12 protein-coding genes are annotated in these 17,659 nt (G+C 62.6%); 4 read left to right on the top strand and 8 right to left on the bottom strand.

What is annotated here, in order from left to right; all coding sequences use genetic code 11:
* Nucleotides 1-191: 191 nt before the first annotated feature.
* Nucleotides 192-1,622: a sigma-54 dependent transcriptional regulator gene (locus tag QZ634_RS05095; protein WP_291986109.1), complete on the bottom strand. Its 1,431-nt coding sequence runs from the start codon at nt 1,620-1,622 to the stop codon at nt 192-194.
* On the bottom strand, nt 1,623-4,262 hold the full coding sequence (locus QZ634_RS05090) for an ATP-binding protein (protein ID WP_291986107.1): 2,640 nt from the start codon (nt 4,260-4,262) through the stop codon (nt 1,623-1,625).
* Nucleotides 4,263-5,067: 805 nt separating this feature from the next.
* Here QZ634_RS05090 and QZ634_RS05085 point away from each other — a divergent pair.
* Entirely contained in the window at nt 5,068-6,366 is a 1,299-nt protein-coding gene (locus QZ634_RS05085) for an HD domain-containing phosphohydrolase (protein WP_291986105.1), read from the top strand.
* Here the strand turns inward: QZ634_RS05085 and glpK are convergent.
* Complete coding sequence (gene glpK / locus QZ634_RS05080; RefSeq protein ID WP_291986103.1) at nt 6,345-7,856, bottom strand: glycerol kinase GlpK; 1,512 nt, start codon at nt 7,854-7,856, stop codon at nt 6,345-6,347. The two genes, QZ634_RS05085 and glpK, sit on opposite strands and share 22 nt — an antisense overlap.
* Nucleotides 7,857-8,565: 709 nt before the next feature.
* Between glpK and ltrA the strand changes: the two genes are divergently transcribed.
* Entirely contained in the window at nt 8,566-9,852 is a 1,287-nt protein-coding gene (gene ltrA / locus QZ634_RS05075) for a group II intron reverse transcriptase/maturase (protein ID WP_291988016.1), read from the top strand.
* Between the two features lie 471 nt (nt 9,853-10,323).
* Here ltrA and QZ634_RS05070 read toward each other — a convergent pair whose 3' ends face one another.
* From QZ634_RS05070 to QZ634_RS05050, 5 genes are all read right to left on the bottom strand, one after another.
* Nucleotides 10,324-11,901, bottom strand: a complete 1,578-nt coding sequence (locus QZ634_RS05070; RefSeq protein WP_291985683.1) for an IS66 family transposase — start codon at nt 11,899-11,901, stop codon at nt 10,324-10,326.
* Between the two features lie 51 nt (nt 11,902-11,952).
* A complete protein-coding gene (gene tnpB / locus QZ634_RS05065; RefSeq protein ID WP_291985680.1) occupies nt 11,953-12,312 on the bottom strand; it encodes an IS66 family insertion sequence element accessory protein TnpB in 360 nt (119 codons plus the stop codon).
* On the bottom strand, nt 12,312-12,629 hold the full coding sequence (locus tag QZ634_RS05060) for an IS66 family insertion sequence element accessory protein TnpB (protein ID WP_291985678.1): 318 nt from the start codon (nt 12,627-12,629) through the stop codon (nt 12,312-12,314). The genes tnpB (QZ634_RS05065) and QZ634_RS05060 overlap by 1 nt, the downstream gene beginning before the upstream one ends.
* Nucleotides 12,630-12,966: 337 nt before the next feature.
* Complete coding sequence (locus tag QZ634_RS05055) at nt 12,967-14,163, bottom strand: site-specific integrase (RefSeq protein ID WP_291985676.1); 1,197 nt, start codon at nt 14,161-14,163, stop codon at nt 12,967-12,969.
* A 797-nt stretch (nt 14,164-14,960) separates the two neighbouring features.
* The gene (locus tag QZ634_RS05050) at nt 14,961-16,874 is read right to left on the bottom strand and encodes a phage/plasmid primase, P4 family (protein ID WP_291985674.1); all 1,914 of its coding nucleotides are present in this window, start codon (nt 16,872-16,874) and stop codon (nt 14,961-14,963) included.
* 95 nt (nt 16,875-16,969) lie between these two features.
* On the opposite strand from QZ634_RS05050, the gene QZ634_RS05045 reads away from it, so the two are divergent.
* Both QZ634_RS05045 and tnpB (QZ634_RS05040) read left to right on the top strand, forming a co-directional pair.
* Nucleotides 16,970-17,281 (top strand): IS66 family insertion sequence element accessory protein TnpB, encoded by a 312-nt coding sequence (locus QZ634_RS05045; RefSeq protein WP_291985082.1) that lies wholly within the window; start codon nt 16,970-16,972, stop codon nt 17,279-17,281.
* Nucleotides 17,281-17,640 (top strand): IS66 family insertion sequence element accessory protein TnpB, encoded by a 360-nt coding sequence (tnpB, locus tag QZ634_RS05040; RefSeq protein ID WP_291985084.1) that lies wholly within the window; start codon nt 17,281-17,283, stop codon nt 17,638-17,640. The genes QZ634_RS05045 and tnpB (QZ634_RS05040) overlap by 1 nt, the downstream gene beginning before the upstream one ends.
* Nucleotides 17,641-17,659: the final 19 nt, after the last annotated feature.

Below are 17,659 nucleotides of genomic sequence, written 5' to 3'. Positions count from 1 at the left end.
GCACAACGTTGCATGGGGCACAGGCGCGTTTGGCACCGTGGGCCGCCGTAGTAACGAACTGCAAACGATGCTGCGCGCAAGCGGTTCTGGCAGAGCGGGTGGGGGCACAAGGATGGGGTGGCCGCGAGGCCGAGCCGAGCACGCCGTCGCGCTTCGCGTACCCCGCCCGGTTCCGTGCTGCCTTGGTCGGCTCAGAGTTTCGTTTGCAGCGCACGCCGCGCAAGGCGCCTGTTGAGCGCCGGGCGTGATAGTCCAAGCAAGGTCGCGGCGATTCCCTGGTTGCCCTTGGCGCGGCGAAGGGCCTCCTGGACCATTGCCTCCTCGACCTCGTCAAGGGTCGGAAAGCGTCCAGGGACGACGATCGGCAGTCCGTCGGACGCCTCCGCGATCGGGTAGTCGGCATGCACTTGTTGCTGCTTCTGAATCGCCTGGCGGAAGCTGTCCATGGCCAGGACGGCCCCCCCTCGATGCAGGGCCATGGCGTTGAAGACCATCGCCCGCAGCTCACGCACGTTGCCCGGAAAATGGTAGTTCGAGAGCAGCGTGATCAGCTCGTTCGACGGCTCGGGTAAGGGCTTGTTGGTCGCCGTTGCTGCCTCGTCGAGGAAGTGCTGCAGGAGGAGAGGGATGTCTTCCGTGTGCTGGCGTAACGGCGGCACTTCGACCTGGTGCACCGAGAGGCGGAAAAAGAGATCGGAGCGAAACTGGTTCTGGCGCATCAGTTGGGCGAGGTTGTGGTTGGTTGCACAGACGACGCGGGCGTCGCTGGGGCGGGCGACGTCGGACCCCAGGGGAAAGTACATGTGTTCCTGCAGCAGGCGCAGGAGTTTGACCTGCGAGGCCATCGACAGATCGCCAATCTCGTCCAGGAACAGGGTCCCGCCGCTGGCCTGTGCGATGAGCCCGGCGCGGTTCTCGTCGGCACCGGTGAAGGCGCCTTTACGGTGGCCGAAGAGGGTGTCCGAAAATAGCGTGTCATCGAGGCCGGCGACGTTGAGCTGGACGAACTTTCCGGCCAGAGCGCCGAGTCTGTGCAATGCGTGGGCGAACATTTCCTTGCCGGCGCCGGTCTCCCCGGAGATCAATACGGGCTCTGCGGAAACGGCCACCGCCTCGATGTACTGAAAGAGCGCGCGCATCTTGCGGCTGTTGGTGACGATGCCGGCAAAGGCCTCGCCGTGCTGCAGGCAGTCGGATAGCAGATAGTGTTTGAGGACCCCCATCTGGTGGCGCAGCGACTGCACCTCGAGCGCGTGCCGGACACTCGCCAGCAGGCGGCTTTCCTCGACCGGCTTGACCAGATAGTCGAAGGCTCCTTCTTTCATGCTCAGCACCGCCGTCTCGACGTCCTGAGCGGCGGTCATGACGATGACCGGCAACTGTGGGTGCAGGCGGACGATTTCCGGCAGCAGCTCGTTGCCGGTGACATGCGGCATGAAGAGATCAAGAAGGACGGTACTGGCAGGCTGCCGCTCGAGCGCCGGCAGCAGTTGCCGACTATCGTCGAGCATCTCGACGTTGGCGACGCCGGCGCTGTGCAGCACCGCTGCCGTCGCATGCAGGACCGACTGGTCGTCATCGACGAGGAAAACCGGCGAGCTGCCGGCGGATTTCACTTTCATTCACTCCTCCTTGTCGTGAAGATCGCGTCCACGACTCACGAATCTCCCGTCGTCGCTTTCATGAGCGTTGCTGACCGGCAAATCGATGCTCACCGTCGTTCCGGAACTGTTGCTCGACTCGAAGCGCAATCTGCCGCCGTGCTTCTCGACGATCGACGACGAGATTGACAGGCCCAGTCCGGTACCACCACTCTCGGCTTTGGTGGTAAAGAATGGCTCGCCGAGTTGGGCCATGATGTCCGCGCTCATGCCGGCGCCTTGATCCTCGACGCGGACGACGATCCGTTTGCCGGTCCTGTCCAGGGCGGCGGAAACGCTGACCGAGCGGCTGCGGTTTGGCAGCGACTCGAGGGCATTGACGATCACGTTGATGAATACCTGTTCGAGCTGCTGGACGTTGCCCCTGACGCGCGGCAAGGTCGCGGGCAGATCCAGCGTCAGAGAATCGGTGTGCTTTTCGATACGGGCATCGAGCAGCGTTAGCACCGCATTCAGTATTTTTGCGATGTCGGCCAGTTCGTCCATATCTCCGCGATCCTGTTTGCCCAGGTGTTTCAGATTGCCGATGATCTTCTGAATCCGCTTGGCGTTCTCAGCGATATCAGCCGTGCCCCGGGAAATGGTTTCGCGCGCCTGGACAAAGCTCAAGCCGGCAAGCAGAAAATCGCCTTGCTCGTGTTGATACTCGGCGAGGATCGGCAAGGTGTCCTGCCAGATGCGCGCCAACAAGGCGGCATTGGCCATGATCGCGTGATTGGGGTTGCTGATCTCGTGGGCAATGCCGGCCGATAGCACGCCCAGAGAGGCCAGACGAGCGCTGCGTATCGCCTGCCACTGCAATTGACGATTCTCGGTGATATCGGTGATCACCACCATCGCCGCCGTCACCGTGTTCGCGGCATTCGCCGAACTTATCGGCACCATCCGGATTTCCCACCAGGTGGCGTGGCCAGCGGTGTACTGGCAGTGTTCGATCTGGCCGCTGGCGAATACCTGCCGCAACCTCTGCCGATAGGCGTCGCGCACATGCGCTGGCAGAGCCAACTCGGATCGCTTCTCGTCGGCCGTGCCAAGCGGGTACGGCAGCGGCTTGTTGGCGAACAGGATCCGGGCCTGGTCATCGACGGTGAAGATCAGGTCTGGCGAATGATTGAACAAGGTTCGCAACTTCGCTTCCGAGTCGCGCAGCGCGTCTTCGGCCAGCTTGTGCTCGGTGATGTCCTCGCAAAAACCGACAATGCGGCTCAAGTGGCGACCCGGCGCACGAACCGGGAAACCGCAGACGCGCAGCCAGCGCAAAGCGCGCTCGCCGCGGTGCGCACGCGATACCGGCAGGATCACCGCGAAACGCCCGGCATTCGCCTGCAGGTCGGCGATCGCTGCGCTCAGTACGCGTCGTTCTTCGGGAGCGAAAACGTCGAGCAGTAGCGATGGTGACGAACTGTCCAGTCCCGCCTCGTCACCGGCGATCTGCCGGAAAGCGGGGCCGATATACTCCAGGCGCGTTGCTTCGGCGTTGGTCGCCCAGAAGACGACATCGACCGTTTTCGCCAGCTGGCGAAGCAATTCTTCGCGCTCGAAAATGGTTGTTGCGAGCCGGCTTCGTTTGTCCAGCTCGCGGCGACTGCGCACGAGGTAGAAACTGAGCAGCGCCGTGAACAGGAGGCCGCTGACCATCACCGACCAATGCGCCTCGGTGAATGCTTCGGCGCTGCGAAAAGTATGGGTGGCCACACAGGTGACGGACCAGCTGCGGTCTCCGACGCGAATCGTGGCCACCATCCGTGGTTGATTCTGGTCCTGCTCCGGCAACGAACCGGTGGCGGTGGCGGTGGAGCCGGGTTCCAGGCGGCTGGCGTAGAAGTGGAGGAACTGCGCGTCGTCACCGGCTGTTTCGTCGCGTACCAGGACCTCGACGCCGCGCGGTTCGAGTAGCTTGATGGCGAAATGGACCAGTTCCTCGATGTCATAGACGCCAAGCACGAAGCCCAAAGGCGGCCCGCCGCCACGCGCATTTCCAGGCGCCTGCACGGGCAGTGCCGCGTAGATCACGGAGAGATCTTTGTGGCCCGGGCGGGCCAGCTGCATGCGCCCGCTGACGGCGATCTTGCCGCTCGCCGCGGCCCGTTCGAAGAGGGCCGCGAGCTCGCCGGTCGCGTTCAGGTCGACGCCGGTCGCGAGCGCGGAGAGCGTGCGTGACGCGGTGAGTACAACGGGAATACGAGTCGCTCGCTCGCTTCCGGTGGTCGCCGGAGCGGCGCTCGCCGCGGCGGCTGTTGCCGGCCCGTTGCCAGAGATCGCTGTTGTGGAGGCTTGTCGGGGCGCGGTCAACAGCGGAGCCCAGAGCAGGCTCTCGATGTACGGACGACGCTGCAGGATCGAGTCGGCAAACACGCTGAACTCGCTTTCATCGATCTCCTGTGCCGCATAAAACAGGCCGCGAATTTCCAGCAGGGCGTCGAGGCCCTGGTCGACAACGGCGCGCACAGACTCGATGCGATCACTGGCCGCCCACTGAAACTCCTTTCGGTGGCTGCTTTGCAGCTCCTGCCGCACGTTCCAAGACGACAAGCAGGTCAGGAGAATCCCACCGATCGCAACGGCATAGGCGGCGGCATATTTTCGCAGGTTGTCGAACATCGGCGATCATCAGAGCAGAGCGGTACAGGGCGGCGCGGCAGCCACTTCAAGAACCGCCACAAGTGTCGGACGGCAGCTTAGCAGAAAGCGCCAGCCACGCGGGAGCGCGACGTACGCGAGTTGGCGAAGCGGATTCGCGCCCGCTTGTCTTCACGGTTGCACCGCCAGCAAGCGTCGGCAGCGCTCGGCGCTGCGGGTCTGTAGAGGCAGGGTGTAACACTTCGTCCGTACGCGTCATGCCTCTGAGCATGGCGCAAGGCCTTGCTGTAACTACAAACTGCCTCGACAGCATAGCCGCAAGTGACCGCGTCCATTCGTTTTGTATCACCCTCAAGGTGGCTCGCCCGGCTCGGCCGTTGGCAGCGATGTGGTTGATTTTCTGCGACAACTGTCAAGGCGTCTGTTATTGGCACGGTCTGTGCTTTATCAGAGGCGGAGGGGCCGTTTGGCGCATTTTGCCGTGCGTGGCCGCGGCATGCCTGCCCGCAGCAATCATCCAGACAAGGCACGACCCCAGCGCACGGTGTGGGCGCCGCGGGCACGGCTTGTCGCCGCTGCTCGTTAAGCAGGCAACAGCCGTGGTGAATTTCGCCAGGACGACACGGACGATTCTGCAAGGGGAGGAGGTCGCTGGTGGTGTAGTGTTGCACTTCGCAGGGAACCGAAGAATTCCAGCGACGACGTGGTTTCAAGCGGCTGTCCGGTTTGCTGAAAGTCTCGCTGGAAACGCGGCGCCGCAGCAGCCTGCACGTCGTTGCGAGGAGGCGTCGCCGGAAGTCTTGTCAGGAAGGCAGCTCGACACGAGATGACTCTGAGAATCGACCTAAGAAGCGCGATTCTGGCGCTCTCCGACGCCCTCGATCTGGTCGGCGTCAACGACTTCCAGCACGGCAAACGGGTGGCGATGATCGCTCGCGAGACGGCGCTGCTGCTCGGCCTTCCGGAACGACGCCTGGACCGGCTGGTCTGTGCCTGCCTGCTGCACGATATCGGCGTCTCGTCGACCGCCGAACACCGGCGCCTGCTGCGTGAAGCCGACTGGGACCACCGGCATGCGCACTGCGAAACCGGCTATCGCCTGTTGCAGCCGTTTGCGCATCTGGCGCAGCTGGCGCCAGCCATCCGCTACCACCATACGCGCTGGGTCGATCTGCCCGGTGACCTCGACGAGGCCGACGCGCTGGACGCCAATCTGATCCTGCTCGCCGATCGGGTCGACGCGATGGTCCTCAGCCGCGGGCTGGACAATCCGCTCTTCAGGCGTGCGGGGATCAGCGAGGAAATTGCCGCGCTCGCCGGCCGGGAACTGTCGCCGGCGGTGGTCGAGGCGTTTCTCGCAGCGGCTGGCCGGGAGGCGTTCTGGATCGCGCTGGTGCCGCGTCATGTGCAGCGTTATCTGCTCGATGTGCCGCTGAGCGACTGGCGGCTGACCATCGACTTCCCCCAGTTTGGTCACGTGGCGCGCCTGATTTCGAGCATTGTTGACGCCAAGAGCCACTTCACGGCGGCGCATTCGCTGGGCGTCGCGCAGCTTGCCCGCTATCTCGGCGAGCGCGTCGGCCTGGCGGGCGATTCCCTGGCCGAGGTCGAGGTGGCCGGGCTGATGCACGACGTCGGCAAGCTCTGCGTTCCCGACGAGATCGTCGAAAAGCCCGCCCAGCTGACGCCGCTGGAGTTCTCGGTGATGGAGCGGCACAGCTTCGAAACCTACCAGATCCTGCGCCACATTCCCGGCCTAGAAGAGGTCGCCGAGTGGGCGGCTTTTCATCACGAGGCGCTCAACGGTCAGGGTTATCCGTTCCGCCGCGGCGCTGACCAATTGTCGATCGAGGCGCGTATCGTGGCCGTCGCCGATGTCTTTCAGGCGCTCGCGCAGGAGCGTCCTTACCGCGGCGCCCAACCAGCCGAAGAGATTTCGCGCTTGCTGAGCGATTTCGTCGCCAAAGGGGTGCTCGACGGCGACCTCGTGGCGCTGGCCTGCGACGATCTGGACAGCAGCTGGCGGGCGGCGACGCCGTCGCCAATGGCGAGTCCCTGTGCAGCCCCCGATGGCGGCGAAGAGCTTGCCGCGCTGCAGCGCTCTCAGTCAGCCTCGACCCAGTGACGACAGCGTCCGACCGCCCGGCGCCAGCCATGGAGCAGCGTCGCGCGCTGGTCATCGGACATGCCCGGTTCAAAGCAGCGTTCGGCACGCCAGAGCGCAATCAGCTCGTCTTCGTCGTGCCAGAAATCCACCGCCAGCCCTGCCAGGTAGGCGGCGCCCAGCGCCGTGGTCTCGGTGATCTGCGGACGGACGACCGGTACCCCGAGCAGGTCGGCCTGGAACTGGAGCAGGAGATTGTTGCGTGCAGCGCCGCCGTCGACGCGCAATTCGCGCAGGCGATTGCCGGCGTCCGTTTCCATGGCCTGCAGCACGTCGGCGCTCTGGAAGGCGATCGCCTCGAGCGCCGCGCGGGCGACATGTGCGCGCGTGCTGCCGCGGGTCATGCCGAGCAGGGCGGCGCGGGCGTAAGGGTCCCAGTACGGCGCGCCGAGGCCGGCATGGGCGGGGACCAGGTAGACGCCGCTGCTATCCGGAACCGAAGCGGCCAGGGCCTCGATTTCGTCGGAGCTTGAAATCAGCCCGAGGCCATCGCGCAACCACTGCACGGTGGCGCCGGCCATGAAGATGCTGCCTTCGAGCAGGTAGGTGGTCTGCCCGAGTTGCCGCCAGCCGATCGTCGCCAGCATGCGCTGGCCCGAGTCCATCGCCTGCTGGCCGGTGTTCAGCAACAGGAAACAGCCGGTTCCGTAGGTGTTCTTGGCCATCCCGGGGGCCAGGCACGCCTGGCCGAAGGTCGCCGCCTGCTGGTCGCCGGCGATGCCGGCGAGGGCAATCGGCGCACCGAGCAGTGCGCTGTCGATCTGCGTGATGACGCCACTACTGTCGACGACCTGGGGAAGCACGGCGGGCGGAATGTCGAGCAGGGCCAGCAGTTGCTCGTCCCAGCACTGTCGCCGGATATCGAAGAGGAGGGTGCGCGAGGCGTTCGACGCGTCGGTGACATGGACTCGACCGCCCGACAGTTGCCAGGCCAGCCAGCTGTCGATGGTGCCGAAAGCCAGCTCGCCGCGTTCGGCGCGCTGACGCGCGCCGGGGGTGTGGTCGAGCAGCCATTTCAACTTGGTGCCCGAGAAGTAGGCGTCGATGACCAGTCCGGTTCGCTGGCGAAACAGTTCGGCATGGCCGGCGCGCAGGAGGGCGTCGCAGGTTCCTGCCGTGCGCCGATCCTGCCAGACGATCGCCCGCTGCAGCGGTTCGCCGCTGAGACGATCCCAGAGCAGCGTCGTCTCGCGCTGGTTGGTGATGCCGATGGCGGCAATCTGGCTGGCGCCGATGGCGTTGTCGCGCAGTACCGCCTGGGCGACGGCGAGCTGCGTCTGCCAGATCTCCCTGGCGTCGTGTTCGACCCAGCCGGCTTGCGGGTAGTGCTGGGTGAATTCCTGCTGCGCGGCGGCGACGATGCCGCCATCGCGGGCGAAGACGATGGCGCGGGAACTGGTTGTCCCCTGGTCGAGAGCGAGAATGTACTGTTGGCGGGCGGTCGGTTTCATCGGGTAATCCCTCGTCGATCAGGGCGGCGGAGTCAAGCCGGAGTCGCTTCAGAAGACGGACAATAAAGCACGTTAATCCGTTTGCATAGGCCGTAGGGGCCTGAACGTGCCGCCATCGATCTGGGCACCGCTGCGCCACAGGTAGTCGCCGGTCAGCCAGTGTAGTGCTGCGTGCGCCGTGCTAAGGCGCTGTCTTTCAGCGGGTGCGAATCCCGCCCGGCAACTTTCGCTCCGGCCGGTAGCAACTGGAGCAGTCGTGGAGGTAACGAAGCGGCTGAAGCCTCTGGTGTAGAGGGTCCTGTAAGGGACTTGGCGACCACGCAGGCCGTAATGAGTGTGAACACTGAGCAGGCCCCGAAAACACTGAATGCGGAAGCCGACCCGGCGTAGCTACGGGGAAGGCCGTTGTCACAGATGAACGCGAGCGAAACGCAGTCTGTGGTTCCGCCGGGGTATTGGTGACGGCATGTGTGGAAGAGGAAGGCAGACGCAACACGGGAAGCCCCATCACGTGGTCAAGTGCAAGACCAACCGGACGCCCGTGAGGGACAGGTCGGGCGAGGTGGGGTGGCGGAGAGGCCCGTAGTACCGTTGAAGTCGGGTAATGCCGATGGAGGAAAGGGGCCTCAGTTCAAGACCAACGCAAGAAGCGGAAAGGGACAGGAGATTGGGCAACCTGCAAACTCCAATAAGCGTTCAGAAACTGCAGATGGCGTTACATGCCAAAGCGAAGGAAGAACCCGGGTACCGGTTCTACCTCCTGTACGACAAGGTCCATCGACCAGACGTACTCGATCATGCCTACCGAAGCTGCAAAGCCAACAAGGGCGCAGCCGGGGTGGACGGAGTGCGTTTTGAAGACATCGAAGCGTATGGAGAAGAACGCTGGCTTGGGGAACTGGCGGAACGGCTGAAGAAGAAGGACTACCGACCGGAAGCGGTCAAGCGGGTCTGGATTCCCAAGCCGAACGGCAAACTGCGCCCCTTGGGGATACCGACGATCACCGACCGAGTCGTACAAACGGCGGCCATGCTCGTGCTGGAACCTATTTTTGAAGCCGATCTGCAGCCGGAGCAGTACGCCTACCGGGCAGAGCGCGGGGCGCAGGATGCGGTAACAGCGGTTCATCGTCTATTGAACACGGGACACCGGCAAGTGATAGACGCGGATCTATCCGGCTATTTCGATAGCATTCCGCACCTTGAGCTGATGAAGAGCGTCGTCCGTCGGATTGTCGATCGGCACGTTCTGCACCTCATCAAGCAATGGCTGGAAGCACCTGTGGAAGAAGACGATGGACACGGTCACCGGCAACGGAGCACGTCCAACCGGGACACCGGGCGCGGCACCCCGCAAGGGGCCCCGATTTCACCGCTGCTGTCGAATCTGTACATGCGGCGCTTCATCCTCGGATGGAAGACGTTGGGGTATGCGCGTCGCTGGTCGGCGCAAATCGTCAATTATGCGGACGACTTCGTCATCTGCTGCAAAGGCCGGGCAGAGGATGCCATGGACGCGATGCGAGGCATGATGGAGACACTGAAGCTGACGGTGAACGACGACAAGACACATTTGTGTCAAATACCGCAAGCGCGGTTTGACTTCCTGGGATACACCTTCGGGCGGTGCTACAGCCACGAGAATGGGAGAGCCTATATCGGCACCCGGCCCTCGACGAAGAGCATCAAACGAATGGTGGAAAGCATCACTCAGGAAACCGACCGTCGCCGAATCCTCCTGGATGCCGAGGTTGTCGTGGGACGCCTCAATCGGAAACTGACTGGCTGGGCGAATTACTTCTGCCTGGGTCCTGTCAGCCCGGCCTATCGGGCGATCAACACCCACGCCACACAACGGCTCCGCCGGTGGTTGTGCAAGAAACACAAGGTTCCTGGCAATGGGAAAAGGCGCTACTCCGATCGGCATCTCCACGAGCAGTTGGGGCTGATCAATCTGCCAGCAAGAACCCATGACCTTCCGTGGGCGAAAGCGTGATGTCTTGTCCGAGAGCCGGATGCGGGAAATCCGCCTGTCCGGTTCGATGAGCGGGATGTGGAAACGGGACTATGGCCTGACTACTTGGGCACCGCCAGACGAAAGAGGCGGAAACAGACAAGTCAGACCTACGGCTACCGCGCCACATCTCGACTCTACTTTCTTGATGAGACTTTCTGCGCCCCTGACAGCCGCGTGATTCCCGTGCGGTGGCTGGGTTTCACTCGCCGGCCCGCCTGCTGCACGCCTCGTCGGAAATGCAGCGCCACAACAACCTGCACGTCATGGCGAGGAGGCGTAGCCGACGGGGCAATCCAGAGGTTTGGTTTTTCGCTTCGCTGGGCTGGTGTGGCGCAGCGGACGTCAGGGGATGGCACTGGATTGCCGCGTCGGCTACGCCTCCTCGCAATGACGGTGGCTGGGAAATGGTTGCCCGGACAGGGGTAAGCGGTAACTACGCGGCGTCAGGCCCTACGTGCCGAGGCGGTACAAAGGCGTGCGAAGTGGATCGGCAGCGAAGAGCTGCTTCCAGAGACGAGGCGTGAGTTCCCGGACGCGCTCTGCCGGATGCTGGCCGACGCGCTGTAGCACATCGACCAGATAGTCGTACGGGTCGATCTGGTGCAATCGACAGGTGGCGATCAGGCTGTGGATGATCCCGACCTGCCTGGCGCCCAGTTCGGTCCAACAGAACAGCCAATTGCGGCGCCCCATCGGGATCACGCGCAAGGCACGCTCAAGGTGGTTGGTATCGATCGGCACGTCCGGGTCGGTGAGGAAGACCTCCAGTCCACATCGTCGGTCGCGCGCATAGGCGAGCGCCTTGGTCAGCGGATTGCTGGGGAGCAGCCCCTGGGCCGCGAAGCGTTCGCCGATCCAGGCGAAGAAGCGCTCGACGATCGGCTTGGCATGCGCCAGGCGATAGTCCCGCTTGCCGGCGCCAGAGAGCTTCTCTTCCCGGATGGATTCTTCCACTTGATAGAGCGCACCGATCAGTTCCAGCGCCTGGCCCGCCGCTTCCGGCTCGACGGTTTGTGCCTCGAAGAAGTTGCGGCGGGTATGCGTCCAGCACTGGGCATGGGTGATCCCGGTCCTGGTCGCATAGTGCGCATAGGCGTGGTAACCGTCGGACAAGAGGACCGCTCGTTCGGCAGGCGTCAGTCCCAGCGCCGCCTCGACGTGTTTGATCTCCCGGCTCGGGAAGAACGGGAAACAGATTTCGTCCAGTTCGCCATAGACTGGCCAGAAGAAGGCTTTCTTCAGCTTGCCCGGTCCCGCCTGTCCGGCCTTGATCGGCGTCTCGTCCATGGCCTTGACGCGTGACTCGCGAATCGAGGCGAACTGGGCCTCGTAGATCGGTTCGAGCAGGGCGATGCCCTGTTGCGCGATCTGCGTCAGCCAGGGGCGACTGACCGTGATGCCAGCATCGGCGAGGCGCTGGTGCTGGCGATACAGCGGCAGGTGGTAGGCAAACTTGTCGAGCAGCAAGCCGGCAACGAAGCTCACGTCCGCCCGGCTGCCATCGATCACCCCGGCCGGTGCGGCGGCGCAAACGAGCGCTTCACTGGCCTTGATCTTGACCACCGGCCGCCGATACTTGATCACCACGTAGCTTCCCGGCCGTTGCGCCAGGCGATAGCTTTCCTTGTGGCTGATCACCTCGTACTCTTCCGCAGTAAGGCCGTCGGTTTCCGGAGCCGCGAGTTCGATGACTTCGACCGGCACGCGTGACTCGTCGAAGAACGGGACGGCTTCGTCGTCCTGGCGGCGGGTCGCTGGCTTGCGGGTGTGGGCGGCTACCTGCTGGCCCGGGGGTGCCGGTAGCGTCGGCGGTGGAAGACACTCGCCGAAACTCATCTGGCCATTCGGACCCGTCTCGATGCGTCGTTCGCTCTTCTGCCCGAAGAGCTGGCGCTTGAACCAGTCGAGTTGCTGTTTGAGGGCGGTGACTTCCTGGCGCAGGGCGCCGATCAGTTCGACGATCTGTTGCGGGGTCAGTGCGGCCGCCTCGTCGAGGCTTGGGAAAGGGGTCGCAAGCGCCGGATTCATGCCGCTATTATACCGCGGGAGTCGTCTTCAAGCCGCTGTTTAACATGCATTTTATGTCCGTTTCTTGCCATTTTGCGGGTGCTGGTAACGCTTCTTGAAGCGCTTGGGCTCGATGCCTTCCAGGAGGAGCTTCAGGCCGGTCCAGTCGGTTTCCCGCGTGCTCACTTTCGACCAGTCGGAGACGAAACGACCGGCTTCGAGGCGCTTGGCCCACAAGCAGAAACCCGTGCGATCCCAGTAGAGGACCTTCACCTGCGTGGCGCGGCGGTTGAAGAAGGCGAACAGCTGTCCGCTCAAGGGGTCCTGACCCAGCGCGTGGCGAGTCAGTGCGTACAGGCCGTCGAAGGAGTTGCGCAGGTCGACGGGGCGGCCATAAACATGTACCCGGATCTGGCCTTCGGGGAAGAACATCAGCCGCGCACCAGGTAAAGTTGCAGACCGCCGCCGAGGTCCAGGGTCAGTTCGAGACGTCCCGGCCGCGCGGTTTCGCTTTGCAGCGGACCAACATCAACGAAGCTTGCCGACGCCGACGCCGAGTTGACCAAGGTGTCGGACCAGCTCATCGGCGCGCCCAGTCGGCTCCGCCACCGGTAGAAGCTGGTATCGCTGATGCCTTCGCGATCGCAGAAGGCCTCCACCGCCAAACCGCTGCCGAAAAATCGCGACAGCACCTGCCGCCACTCGTCCGCGCTACGCCGTGCCCGCCGGCTCTCTTGATTCGTTGCCATCTTGACCTCCTCATCTTCTCGCGTGTCAATGAGGAAATTGTCGACGCCAGCGCCGCGCCTGGGAAGAACGCCGCGGAGTTACCGGTTACGTTCGGAACGCTGCTTCTTAGCCTCGGGCGAGTCAAACCTCCCGCAGCAACCGCCAACAGCCCTCCTCGCTGCGCGACCGCCCCCGCCCCCGCGCCAAACCCCGGCCCCAGAACACGCGACCGGGCCACCGAAACGGGGCGGTGATCCCGGCGCCGCGATTACCCCGCCCCGGACCCGCGCGGCCCCCACTCGGGACCAACTCGCGCCCGGGGCCCCTCCACCTACCCGCCGTTCACACCGCCACCGCCTACCCTCCGGTCACGCCGCCGCCCACGCCGCCGCCCCCCTGAATCATCACCGAAGCCGTATTCGCGGCGTCCTGTAACGATCTCGACGACAGATGCGCGTACCGCTGCGTCACCTTCGCATCACTGTGGCCCAGGATGCTCTGCACCTCGTACAGCGTCCTGCCGCTATTCACCAGAAACGAGGCGAACTGGTGACGCAGGTCATGAATGCGCAGCTGCGGTAACCCGGCCTTGCTGCGTAACCGCGACCAGACCTTCATGATGGTCGTGTAGGGCTTTCCCGTCTGCGTGTTGATGAACAGATAGCCGTCCCCGCCCACCGTGTCGAGCCGGGACAGAATTCCGATCGCCGTATCATTCAGAGGCACCGAGCGGATACGCTTGGACTTCGAATTCAAGGCCGGGATTCGCCAGACACGATTCTGAAGATTCACCTGCTCCCACGTCGCCGAGAGTGCCTCGTTCAAGCGGCAGCCCGTCGATAGCAGAAACAGGGCGATCCCGCAGACCGCGCGATTCGGATCGTCACGCAGCACGGACAGCAATCGTTCGAGCTGATCGCCGTCCAGGTAGTGCTCGACCTTATTATCGCGATTAAACATTGGCACGCGCACCGCCGGGTTACTGTCGGTCAGCCCCCAGTCGATGGCCAGGTTGAAAGCGTGCTTCAGGAGCTTCAGGTGATGGTCGCAGGTGGCATGCGCCAGTCCCTTTTCCAGCAGCGCGGTATGGAACGTCTGCAGCTGCTGGCGGGTGATCTGGTTCAGGCGCTTGCTGCCGAACACTTCCTTGATGCGCAGGCGATAGAGCTCATCGTCCCGTAGCCAGCTGCGTTTCCGCGGCGTGACGTAGGGAAGGTAATGCCCCTCGAAGAACTCGGCGAAGGTCAGGACTTCCTTCTGCGCCTTGGCCTGCCCGCGAGGGTCGGCACCGAGAGCGATTTCTGCCCTGAGTGACTTCGCCTGCTTGCGTGCCTCGGTGAGCGAAAGGTCGATCGTGCGGCCTACTTTCTGGTGACAGGTCTTGCCATTGACATCCTTATAGCGCAGGTAATAGGTGCCCTGCCCCTGGCTGGTGGCGCGCACTTCGATGTACAGGCCGGGTGTTTCAGCGCAGCACATCTCGATGCGGGATTTTCCTTCCGGGCAGAGCAGTTGGTGAGCGATGAAGCTCGGGGTGAGTTTTACGACGGGCATGGTGAAGCCTCCAAGATTGAGAATGGAAAGGGGTGTGCTACGGAAATGGCGATGCGGTGATCAGGAAAAGCAGGGCCGTCCAGCGCCCCGATCCGGCGAAAGTGGGAAAATCGGGAAATTCGACGCGCCCCCGTCGGCCCCTTGGGAGAGGACTTGGGAACCCGGGTCCGGGAGTCGTCCCCGGCGAAAGGGCCGCGCCCCGGCCAAAAACCCACTTTTCCCACTCCCGAAAATCGAGGTAGTGGGAAAATCGGGAAATTCGACTCGCCCCCATCGGGCCCCTGGGAGAGGACTTGGGCGACGGATAGGCATTCCCGGTGGAGGCGAGTCCGCGGTTGAAAAAACCCACTTTTCCCGATCCCGAAAAAACAAGAGTGGGAAAAGTGGGAAACTCGGCACCTCACCCTCAGTCTCTGCGAGGGGACTCTGGGATCGGCAACCACTTCACTCGGGACGATAGGCATTCCCGGTGGAGACCCCCCCGGCGACCAAAAAACCCACTTTTCCCGACCCCGAAAACCGAGAGTGGGAAAATCGGGAAATTGGATGCCCCGCCTTCGGCCTTCGCGAGAGGGACTGGGGATCGGCAACCACTTCACTTGGGACGATAGACATTCCCAGTGGAGAGACCCCCGGTGACGGAAAAACCCACTTTTCCCGACCGCGAAAATCGAGAGTGGGAAAATCGGGAAATTCGACTGCCCGCCCTCGGCCCTCGCGAGAGGACTCCGGACGGACAGTCGCTTCCCGGCGCGAGGTCAGCCCCCGGCCGAAAAACCCACTTTTCCCTGATCCCGTTAGAAGGTCTCCTTCCCGTCGTCGTCAGCCTGATCCGACGGTGCTGCATCGGGCAAAGGCGGCGCAGAATCGTCCGAACTGGCAAAAAACTGCGGACCGTACGATCCAGAGTTTTTAGCGGTCTCAGGCGTCAACTTCGGCTTGATACCACGGAAGGTCTCATAACCATTCAGTTCCGTGAGGCGGATACCCATCCCAATGTTATGCTCCAGCAGCTCCTTGACACGGCTCTTAGAAAACGGCTTTCGGCCATTCTCTGAACACCATTTAGTGTAATCTTCGTAAAGCTTCGACCGTCTGTAGGCACTATCCCGCAAAATATCACAGCATTCGTGGATGAACTCCTCCAGCGAATTCGTACTGCGTCGCCACTTGGCCATCAGACGATCGTGAGCGGTGGATGCCGAGAATTTCCCGTTCCGCAATAATCTGGCCGCGCCTTCCATCGCCCAATATGCGATCCCGGGGAGTTCGTTATCGATAATTCGTTGAGCCAAATTCTCATCCAGCGGCAGCCCTGAACGCAGGCGACTGTTCGGGAACTCAACTATCTTCCAACGTGCGAAGAAGGCCTCGCTCTGATCCTTGGTGGTTATCATATGATTCGACATGAACAGGTGCGTGGCATCGTTCGTGAAGCTGACAGGTCTCTCGGTTGGATGACGTCCAGTAATTAGATCGCCGCCAATAACCGTCTTGAAATCCGACGCCGGAATCGGTCTACTGTCGGATAGTTCACCGACGACATTCAGGCGCTTACCAGATAGCGCCGCGACGTGATAATCGTCATCCCAGTTGAAAGGCGATATCGCCGTTACGAATTCTTTCGGCACCAATGCTCTGAACAGCCTTTCAGCGGTCCCCTTGCCGGCGCGACCGAACGGCTCGTAAAACAGAACAGCGACTTGGTACCGGGGTGTGATGCCGAACATGATGCCGCCGGCAATTTCCTGCACGAGTGCGAGTTGCTGCTGTTCCTCACCCTCATTCTTGGACTCGAACGTTTCGTGCAGGAACTTATCGAACATGGGCGTCGGCATCGCCTTGGGATCGAACGAGAGCATCACGCGCTGCCGGTGGTCCGGCGTCAACCGCTCGGTTTTTATCTCCTTACCAGAAATCTGGTAAAACCCGCCCGGGCAAGCGAGACCTGTAGGGCCCTCCGAAAAAAACGAGTCATCAGTAGCAAGTGAAATGGCATGCAAGGCAACCGAGCGGTACTCAGAGCTGCGGGAGCAGAAGGCTTTGCCATCATGCCTTTCGGCGACGAGGTGAATCAAAGCCTCGACGGGCTTGCGTTCCCATATTGAGCTCTCGAGATTCACCACATACAAATCCCTTTGCCAACCAACTGGTGGCCACTCGTTTTCCGTTAAGTCAACTAACACGCAGGTGGCGTATCCGTGGTGCGTCTGCGCGGAGCCGGCTGCCATCAGTTTCGACTTAACCGCACTATCGACCGCCGTCACCGAAACCTGGCGGTTTGCCTGCTTGAGCACTGCCCGCTTGCGCTGGTACTCGGAAGGACTGGCTTGCTTGATGGCTGCCAGTGCCTCGATCGCAGCGTCTTCAAGCGCAGCTGCGCCGTCTTCCTTGACCGCCTGGAGCACCTTGCCGAACACGCCATCCGCTTTGATGAGCTTGGCATCCTCAGCCTCGAAGTCATTGAGCCAGTGGGTGGTATTGGTGCCGACGTCATAGACGAAGGGCCTGCCAGCGGCATTGACGCTATAAAAAGCGGCGTAGCTGCTGGACTCCCGAAACGGCGTCTGGCAGCGCTGTTTGCCGGTAAAGCCCCGCTCGATCATGCCGCGGACGCTTAAGATGCCATGGTCCTTGGTTTCGATCTCGGTCGCCAGAGTCAGACCATTGGTCGCGATCCTCAAGCCGTCGCGGTCCGTCGTGGCCGACATCTCGACGTAACCGGTAACTCTGCGGCGTTCTTCCCAGGCGCGGCGCTGGCGTCGACAATTTCCTCATTGACACGCGAGAAGATGAGGAGGTCAAGATGGCAACGAATCAAGAGAGCCGGCGGGCACGGCGTAGCGCGGACGAGTGGCGGCAGGTGCTGTCGCGATTTTTTGGCAGCGGTTTGGCGGTGGAGGCCTTCTGCAATCGCGAAGGCATCAGCGATACCAGCTTCTACCGGTGGCGCAGCCGACTGGGCGCGCCGATGGGCCGATGCGACGCCTTGGTCAACTCGGCGTCGACAGGCTTCGTCGATGTCGGCCCGCTGCAAAGCGAAACCGGGCGGTCGGGACGTATCGAGCTGACCCTGGATCTCGGCGGCGGCCTGCAGCTACACCTGGTGCGCGGCTGATGTTCTTCCCCGAAGGCCAGATCCGGGTACATGTTTATGGCCGCCCCGTCGACCTGCGCAACTCCTTCGACGGCCTGTACGCACTGACTCGCCACGCGCTCGGTCAGGACCCCTTGAGCGGACAGCTGTTTGCCTTCTTCAACCGCCGCGCCACGCAGGTGAAGGTCCTCTACTGGGATCGCACGGGTTTCTGCTTGTGGGCCAAGCGCCTCGAAGCCGGTCGCTTCGTCTCCGACTGGTCGAAGGTGAGCACCCGGGAAATCGACTGGACCGGCCTGAAACTACTCCTGGAAGGCATCGAGCCCAAGCGCTTCAAGAAGCGTTATCAGCACCCGAAAAACAGCAAGAAATGTACATAAAATGTATGTTAAACAGCGT

This window comes from Candidatus Accumulibacter sp. ACC007 (assembly GCF_907163205.1).
Taxonomy (GTDB): Bacteria; Pseudomonadota; Gammaproteobacteria; order Burkholderiales; family Rhodocyclaceae; genus Accumulibacter; species Accumulibacter regalis.
This window is presented reverse-complemented; position numbering and strand designations above follow the sequence as displayed.